General features: G+C 40.6%; 7 protein-coding genes and 1 other RNA gene. 3 read left to right on the top strand and 5 right to left on the bottom strand.

The genetic code is table 11. The annotated features are described in order from the left end of the window. A partial coding sequence (locus B5D46_RS11415; protein WP_143675680.1) for an RNA-guided endonuclease InsQ/TnpB family protein occupies positions 1-471 on the top strand: 471 nt, incomplete at its 5' end. Positions 472-473: 2 nt separating this feature from the next. On the opposite strand, the gene B5D46_RS11410 is transcribed toward B5D46_RS11415, so the two are convergent. The 3 genes from B5D46_RS11410 to B5D46_RS11400 all read right to left on the bottom strand — a co-directional run bounded on the left by B5D46_RS11410 (position 474) and on the right by B5D46_RS11400 (position 4,526). After that, positions 474-881 carry an acetolactate decarboxylase gene (locus B5D46_RS11410; RefSeq protein ID WP_078929560.1) on the bottom strand — a complete coding sequence of 136 codons (408 nt, stop codon included), beginning with the start codon at positions 879-881 and terminating at the stop codon, positions 474-476. Between the two features lie 125 nt (positions 882-1,006). Next, positions 1,007-2,935 (bottom strand): methyl-accepting chemotaxis protein, encoded by a 1,929-nt coding sequence (locus tag B5D46_RS11405; RefSeq protein WP_078929559.1) that lies wholly within the window; start codon positions 2,933-2,935, stop codon positions 1,007-1,009. 256 nt (positions 2,936-3,191) lie between these two features. Continuing rightward, positions 3,192-4,526, bottom strand: coding sequence for an anaerobic C4-dicarboxylate transporter (locus B5D46_RS11400; RefSeq protein ID WP_078929558.1), 1,335 nt, complete (start codon positions 4,524-4,526; stop codon positions 3,192-3,194). 415 nt (positions 4,527-4,941) lie between these two features. On the opposite strand from B5D46_RS11400, the gene smpB reads away from it, so the two are divergent. Continuing rightward, positions 4,942-5,418 carry an SsrA-binding protein SmpB gene (smpB, locus tag B5D46_RS11395; protein ID WP_078929557.1) on the top strand — a complete coding sequence of 159 codons (477 nt, stop codon included), beginning with the start codon at positions 4,942-4,944 and terminating at the stop codon, positions 5,416-5,418. Between the two features lie 88 nt (positions 5,419-5,506). Here smpB and B5D46_RS11390 read toward each other — a convergent pair whose 3' ends face one another. Continuing rightward, positions 5,507-7,213, bottom strand: a complete 1,707-nt coding sequence (locus tag B5D46_RS11390) for a SulP family inorganic anion transporter (RefSeq protein WP_078929556.1) — start codon at positions 7,211-7,213, stop codon at positions 5,507-5,509. A 306-nt stretch (positions 7,214-7,519) separates the two neighbouring features. Here B5D46_RS11390 and ssrA point away from each other — a divergent pair. Then, positions 7,520-7,882: a transfer-messenger RNA gene (ssrA, locus tag B5D46_RS11385) on the top strand. A 159-nt stretch (positions 7,883-8,041) separates the two neighbouring features. On the opposite strand, the gene B5D46_RS12230 is transcribed toward ssrA, so the two are convergent. Continuing rightward, a partial coding sequence (locus B5D46_RS12230; protein WP_159443110.1) for a hypothetical protein occupies positions 8,042-8,338 on the bottom strand: 297 nt, incomplete at its 5' end.

Raw genomic sequence — 8,338 nt, 5'->3', positions numbered from 1 at the left:
AAAGCCAATATACGTAATGACAGTCATCAGAAGCTCAGCACACTGATTTGCAATAGCCACGCTATAGTTGTTGCTGAGGAGCTGAAGATAAAGAATATGACGAAAAGTGCAAAAGGAAGCCTGTTAAATCCTGGTAAGAATGTAAAAGCAAAGTCAGGACTTAACCGTTCAATTCTGTCTGAAGGCTGGGGACAATTCTTTAAGATGCTTGAATACAAGCAGAAAAAGAGAGGTCATATCTTTTTACAGATTAACCCAAAGAATACCAGCAGAACCTGTCCTAAATGCGGTCATGTCTCAAAAGACAATCGCATTACTCAGGCTCATTTCTGCTGTACGAACTGTGGATATACAGCTAATGCAGATGAAAATGCAGCGGGAAATATCCTAAGGGCGGGGCTCGCCCGGCTAGCACAGGAAGTGAACTCCAAAAGGAGTCAGCACTGTGAACCCTCTGAAGCTGAACAGTAATGTCAGCAGTAGGAATCCTCTTGCTTTAGCAAGAGGAGGATGTCAACTTTGATATCTGTAAGTTTGACAGGAATATCCTCTTCAAAGAATGTTGCTGTTGCATATGGAATTGGTGTTTTGTCCGGTGCAGTAAAAACTGTACCGTCGCCCAGAGCCTGGTAAACCTTGCCATCCAGAACAATCATCTCCCCGTTCAATCCTTCAAAGGTTCCAATACCGGTATCACCAAGCGCTCTAAGTTCTCCTGAGGTAATGGTTCCTCCAAAATACCCCTGTGCCAGAGACTGTAGTAAAGCAACCTGTACAATGCTTTCTCTGTCGGCCTGTTCCGCGTATGCATCTGATGCGCAAATTGTAAATACTCCTGCAAGAACAGCTAAGATAAGGTGCTTTTTATTTGTGAATTTCATACAAAACTCCTCATATTTACAAATAGCAATACTCAAAGGATATCCCTTTGAGTGTTACAGGTCATAAACTTGGATGGTTAGCGACAATCAGCTTCATAAAAACTGATGCTCTACTTAACAGAAGGTTATTGTTCTTCGCTGTTGATGGTGAATACAGACAGATTCTTGACCTGATTCTTTGCCATCTTTCTGATCTTATGCACAGCATGCTTGGTTTCCTGAATATGCTCAAAGCACTCTTCAGTTACGCTGTTGATATTCTCTATCTGAGAGTTTACCTCACCGGCAATGTTGGTCTGCTCTGTACAGGAGTCCACAATCTGCTCTGACATATCGGAGATGGTTGCAATAATTCCCATAATCTCCTCAATAGCACTGTTTGCTCTTGAGCTCTGATGTACGGAATTGTTCATTTCCTCTTCACAGGATGCCACCACGGTAACACACATTTCCACAGCCCCATTCAGTCTGGTGATGGTATCGGTAACTTCCTTTGTAGATTTTGCTGTCTTGAATGCCAGATCACGGACCTCATTTGCCACTACGGCAAAGCCTTTACCATGTTCACCGCTTCGAGCCGCCTCGATGGTTGCATTTAATGCCAGAAGATTTGTCTGATCTGCAATTGCAGCAATGGTCTTAACAATTGAGTCGATCTGGGAACCCATCTTGTTGATGTTTTCAATTGCAACTGAAGTTGCCTTCAGTTTATCTGACAGAGAGTGGGTGGTAGTGATGTTATCCTGCATCGTCATACGGCAGGTATCTGAAGCTGTTTCTGCACTCTGAACTTCTGTTAGAGTTGAACGGGCGAATTCTGTAACCTTTTCAATGGAATCCTCCATATTATTTGTTGCGGAGGCAACAGAACTTGCTCTTGATTTCTGGGTGGCAATTGCATCTGCTGTATTTTCCAGCATCTGAGAGTTGGTATTAACCATTTCAAGCATTTTGCTGAAATCAGAGTTCAGTTTGCCAATGGTTTTCTGCATGTATTTTGTTACCGCATTGACCAGCTGATCAATGTTTCCAATTTCATTCTTTCTGATTCTCTTTTCGCTGTGATCTCGTCGGAAGTCTCCTGATGCAAGTTTCTGAAGAGATTTCCATACATGGCGAACCTCACTGTTGAGTGATTTAGCTAGGAATATTGACTGTACAACAGATACAAGAATAGTGATGATCAGCACCGCATAGAGTGTATATAAAACCTTTTTATATGCGCCCTTATCTAAAAGACCCTCTCGATTTGCCTCTTCAAATTTGTCTATGATGGCTGATGCCTCTTCTGCCTGCTGAAGCAGCTCTTTTGGTGTTAAATCCAGATCCAGAATCTGATAGGTTGTTTTGCAGAATTCTGAGATATCCTTGTGGATTTTTGCCGCAGTTTCATTGTTCTTGTAGAAGTCTTTATATTCTGGAGCGTTTAAAATTCCCTCAAGTTTTTTGACTGATGCCTGCGCTTTTGTAAGTGCGTGAGGATCATCATCCGGGTGGGTAAGACTGATGAGGGCGGAATTAACCTTGTTTAAACTCAGACTCAGTCTTTCTGTACAGTTCTTCTGCAGAACGTATTCGTTCATGCTTGAGATAATATTGATGGAACCAACTGCAAAGATGATAATTGCTACAGCAAAGGAGAATATAATTCGCTGTGCAATGGAAATATCTCCAAATTTAAATGTAAAAAGAGACTTGAAGAATGGGGCAGATTTATAACTGAAATTTTCTACGTTAAGATCAACTGAATCCTCATCATCCTCGTCATCATCCTCGTCTGCTGATTGCTGACTTACAGACTCAGACTGAGCATCTTCAGTGGTATCGACTTCATCAGAGGTATACTGCTCCTGTGGACCCTGTGGCTCTGAATAGCTGGTCTGCTCATAAGATTCAGGAACAGGATCTGTCTCATCGAAACTGCGTTCCGTAGCATAGGTGGTATCAGAGGTTAATACCGGAGGAATATCCGAACTAGGATTTTCAAATTCCTGCAGCTGAGCACTGTCTTGTAAATTTTCGTTCTGACTGTTTTCTGTTTCAGACTGTTCCATACCCAATCTCTCTTAAACGCTTAATGGCAATAGCTTATCTTGAACACTACTAGTACCAGATACTTTTTCAGGCCAGATACAAAAAATAGTAATGTTCAAATTCAGAATTTAGATACAACCCCACATAATAATTGTATGTAATAAATTAGACATCCATAGGTACTTTTTTGGATAAATTGGAGTTATCGCATGTTTTTGGGGCATAAAAATGAGAAAACCACCAAAAGGTGGTTTTCGTTAATAAGGAAATCGTTTATTAAATAACGATTTCTGCTAAGGATAGACCTACGCAGCAGGCAACTACTACGCCGATTAAGCCTGGAACCATGAATGAGTGGTTGAAGTACCACTTACCGATCTTGGTGGTACCGGTAACGTCGAAGTTAACAGTTGCAATATCTGATGGGTAGTTTGGAATGAAGAAGTATGCATAGGTTGCAGGCATCAGACCAATCAGTACTGGACCTGGAAGACCGATGGCGATAGCAACAGGAAGCATAATCTTTGCTGTAGCAGCCTGTGAGTTTACAACTACAGACACTGCGAACAGAGCTAATGCGAAGGTCCATGGTGCATCATTTACCATTCCGGTAATTGCAGCCTTGAACTCTGGCATTGCGTAGGCAAAGTAGGTGTTTGACATCCATGCGATACCGAAGATTGCAATACATGCAACCATACCTGATTTGAACACAACTCCGTTAGGGATCTTGTTAACAGGAGTTCTTGTAGTAATCAGAATAATCGCACCGAAGCCCAGCATCATCATCTGAATGATAACGCCCATTGAGATTGGACGTGTACCTTCACCGATGGTTCTAACCTCAGGGAAGACAGCGATTAAAACGATAAGTACTAATGATAAAAGGAAGATTCCTACTGACAGCTTTGCACCGAAAGGCAGTTCCTCATTTAAGGTTGTCTTGGTGGTGTTTAGAATCTGATCTCTGTATGCAGGATCCTGTAATCTTCTCTGGTACTCTTTGTCATCCTCAAGTTCACGACCTCTGAAGTTTGAGTAGATGGACATTGCAATAGTACCTAAAAGGGTAGCAGGGAATGTAACAGCCAGAATGTGCAGAAGATTTAAATCCTCAAGACCTGGCAGCTGAAGAACATCCTTACCTAAATAACATGCAACAACAGCGGCAATAGGAGAACCTGTCAGAGCCAGCTGAGATGCAACAGATGCTGCTGCCATTGGACGCTCAGGTCTGATTTTGTTCTTAAGAGCAATATCACCGATGATAGGCATGATTGAGTAAACTGCGTGGCCGGTACCCAGCATGATACTTAAAGAGAAGGTGACAAGAGGACCTAAGAAGGTGATTCTCTTAGGATTCTTACGAAGGATCTTCTCTGCAACCTGAAGCATGTACTTAAGACCGCCTGCAGCCTCAAGAATTGCAGCACAGCTTACTACTGCGATAATGATAAGCATAACGTCTACAGGAGCGCCTGCAGGAGGCATTCTTAAAATGAATACCTCAACCAAAATACCAATTCCTGATACTACACCTAGACCGATACCACCGTAGCGGCTACCGATGTATAGCATCATTAACATAAAGATAAATTCTGCAATAAGCATAAGTATTCCCTTTTATTATATTTTTTGAATGACGTAGTTTAGCCCAAATTTGGCTTGCAGACTAGGTTTGTCTGTGTCTTTTATTATTCAATTTTCACTGGAAACACGGTTATATTAGCCATATTTGTGTGAAAACTCTGTAATCCTATAGATTTCTGGGTGAAAAAAATCAAAAGTCAGTCAAAGTTTTTTATATTTGAGTCTAATCTCACTGCTTCCAATTGTGATAGTTTTGCGATTTTGTGAACTATATGGCTTTTACAAAAAAGATATTATTTACATTTCAGCTGTTCATATTTTTTTCTTGAAACTGATTATTTCATATTTGTGAATTAAATTTTCAGAGAATAATTTTTGTTTTGACTTGGATGTGGGATATAATTTTTCAGATTAAGAAAATAGTGGAGCAATATAAGTGGCAAAGAAAGTAAAACAGCAGAGTAACGTTGTTGCCGTGAATCGCAGAGCTTCCTTTGAATATTTTATTGAAGACAGATATGAAGCAGGATTATCTCTTCAGGGATGGGAAGTAAAATCACTAAGAGCTGGTAAATGCAATATCTCTGAGGCCTATGTAAATGTTAAAGGCGGAGAGGTTGTTCTCTTTGGTTCTGTAATCAATCCTTTAAAAACCAGCTGTGCATTCGTGGTCAGTGATCCTACCCGTACACGTAAGCTTCTTTTATCAAGACGAGAGATTGATAAGCTTGCAGGTTCTGTGCAGAGACAGGGATATACCATTATTCCTCTGAAGCTGTACTGGAAGAATCAGTGGGCAAAGCTTGAGATTGGTCTTGCCCGCGGTAAACAGGAACACGATAAGCGTGATTCTATCAAGGATAGACAGTGGGCTCGTGATAAAGAGCGCATCATGAAGAAGAACTTTAAGTAATTCTTCTAATCTTTTTTTTTTTTCTTAAATTTTTCTCAAAAAAAAGCCTGAATTTTACTTCAGGCTTATTTTTAACTCTTAAACAGACTTAAGCTTTGGCTGGATCAATGTGCTTCATGATGAATTCTTCATCCTTAAGAAGGTTCTTAGCCATCTTTAATGCTTCATCAAAATCAGGAGCAATTGCACCGTCTAACTTCTTGTGTAAACCAGCTCTTTCAAGGATCTTGCGTGGCTGTGGTCTTACAGCGGAGAAGATTACATAGGTCTTATGCTGTCTACAGATATTCAGAATTTCTTCAATTGAATTCTCACCTGATGCATCTAGATAAGGCATGAATCTCATACGCAGAATCAGAATTCTTGGAAGCTGTTCTAATGCCTTCAGTCTGTCACAGAACTCTGAAGCAAAGCCGTAGAACAGAGGTCCGTTGATCTGAAGTACTGTTACATCATCTGGAATGTCAATTTCATCATCAGATGGATCTTCACCATCGTGAGTCTCATACTCTGACTTGCAGTGCTGCTTTCTGATTTCAACAGAACGGGACATGTGTCTCATGAACAGTAGGGAAGCGAAGGTTACACCAACACCGATAGCTACAGTCAGGTCAACCATTACGGTAAGCGCAAAGGTTAAGAACAGAATAGTTCTGTCTGATGGGCTGATCTTTGCAATCTGAGTGAAATGCTTAAGATCTGACATACCCCATGAAACCATGAACAGAACAGCGGCTAATGCTGCCATTGGAATGAAGGCAAGAATATCCATTGCGGTGTATAGGAATACAAGCAGGAATACTGAGTGGAAGATACCTGCAACAGGAGTTCTACCGCCAGCCTTAATGTTAGTTGCGGTTCTTGCGATAGCACCAGTTGCTGGAATACCGCCGAAAATACCTGAAGCGATATTAGCTACACCCTGACCAACAAGCTCCTGGTTCAGTGAGTGTTTGTGTCCGATAAGTCCATCTGCTACTACGGCTGAAAGCAGAGCTTCAATACCAGCCAGGAAGGCAATGGTAAATGCTGATGGAACAAGTGCTCTAATCTGCTCTAATGAAAACTCTGGCCATACTGGTGTAGGAAGGCCTGTAGGTAGATTTGGGAATCTGGTTCCGATGGTCTCAATATCCATTGAGAAGCCATATGCCAGAGCAGAAATTAAAAGAATAGATACCAGATATGATGGGATCTTTGGAGAAATCTTTTTACAGATAATAATGGTAGCAAGACCTAGTGCGCCCATTGCAAGAGCAGAATAGGTAACCTTATCAAGATTTGAAAGGTATACATACCATTTGTTCAGAAAGTCAGCAGGAACTGATTCAACCTGTAAACCTAAAAAGTCTTTAACCTGACTTGATGCAATAATTACAGCAATACCAGTGGTAAAACCTGTGATAACAGGGTAAGGAATGTATTTAATCAGTTTTCCTAAACGGGCATAACCGGCAATTATCAGAATCAGACCTGCCATAATGGAGGCAAGAATCAGTCCGTTGAAACCGAATCTCTGGATGATGTCAAAGATAACAACTACAAATGCTCCTGTAGGTCCGCCAATCTGGACTCTAGAGCCGCCTAAGAATGAAATGAAGAATCCGGCTACTACTGCGGTAACCAAACCTTTATCAGGGGATGCTCCAGAAGCTACAGCCATAGCCATTGCAAGAGGAAGAGCAACAATGGCAACTGTTAAACCTGCAATCACATCAGAGCGGAAGAGTTTGAAGCTGTATCCTTCACGCATGCAGGTAATAAAAGCTGGAACAAGAGGATTTGCTGTTTTCATAAAAAATTAAATCCTAAAGCTGTTATATCAGCATTACTGTTTTTATAAGATTGAAGTTAAAGACCTATTTCAAATTGCGCAGATTACATTATTTTTACGTATGCAATAGGCAATCTTTGAAAATGTGCACATTATAACAAAACAGCATAAAAAAATTCGTTTTTGAAAAAATATTTGTTCTTGCCCAAAAATAAGCCATTCTGTTGCTGAAAATCTAGCTGTATCTAACGGTTTTAATGATGATTTTTTCTCATTAGAATAGAAATAAATTCGGTATTTGTTGTATACTCTTTCTGTTCACATCTTGGGGGTGTATTTTTGGTTTCGACCGGAAGTATGAATTCCTAGGAGCATGTCGAGTGGCGAAAGCTCGTTAAAAATTCGTTTAAATATAGTCGCAAACGACGAAACCTACGCAATCGCAGCTTAATAACCTGCTGAATGCCCTCAGTTCTAAGTCTTTCTAGTGACACTTAGTCTTACTGGGGTCGGTTCTTCACTAGATCGTGTGGATGCCCCGTCTGTGGTTGAAGCATTAAAGATTATACAGACTGGGTACTTTGTGGCGTGGCGGTCCGCAGCGGGTATCGAGATTAATGATTGCCTAAACATGTAGCGCCGAAGATGCAGTCTTTTGGGACGAGGGTTCAACTCCCTCCACCTCCACCAAAATTCTTTTACAACTTGATACAAGTTGTTATCTTATTTTGTAACAATTATCCTGCGTTTTGCATTGAGTTGTACCTACACAACAATCTTGTCCAAGTAATTCCCTGCGTTTTGCATTGAGTTGTACCTACACAACAATCTTGTCCAAGTAATTCGTTTCTAATGTGGTTTACGAGCCTTCTTTAATCTGTTCGCATAGGCAAGTTCATTGTCATATCTGTCAGATGGAGTCTTTGCTCTAAATAACTTCAGACACTCCTGCTGAACTTTTGATACAGGCTTCACTGCAATAAATCCTGAGGTAAATTCTATTTCCTGAATTCCATTTAATTCGTCAATAATTTTCTTAAAGGAATTATGTGGTGGATTTTTTCCATTGTATTTACAGTTATGAATTCTGTACTGCATAAGCATTCTTATAGACAGAGCAATAAATTCGATAAAACACTTTCCTGT

Source organism: Succinivibrio dextrinosolvens DSM 3072 (assembly GCF_900167015.1).
GTDB lineage: Bacteria > Pseudomonadota > Gammaproteobacteria > Enterobacterales > Succinivibrionaceae > Succinivibrio > Succinivibrio dextrinosolvens.
The sequence above is the reverse complement of the archived record's forward strand: the minus strand, read 5'-3'. Positions and strand labels throughout refer to the sequence as shown.

Coding starts and splice junctions, on each gene's coding strand:
- B5D46_RS11390 (WP_078929556.1), bottom strand. CDS start 7,213: ATGAAAACAGCAAATCCTCTTGTTCCAGCTTTTATTACCTGCATGCGT.
- B5D46_RS11400 (WP_078929558.1), bottom strand. CDS start 4,526: ATGCTTATTGCAGAATTTATCTTTATGTTAATGATGCTATACATCGGT.
- B5D46_RS11410 (WP_078929560.1), bottom strand. CDS start 881: ATGAAATTCACAAATAAAAAGCACCTTATCTTAGCTGTTCTTGCAGGA.
- B5D46_RS11405 (WP_078929559.1), bottom strand. CDS start 2,935: ATGGAACAGTCTGAAACAGAAAACAGTCAGAACGAAAATTTACAAGAC.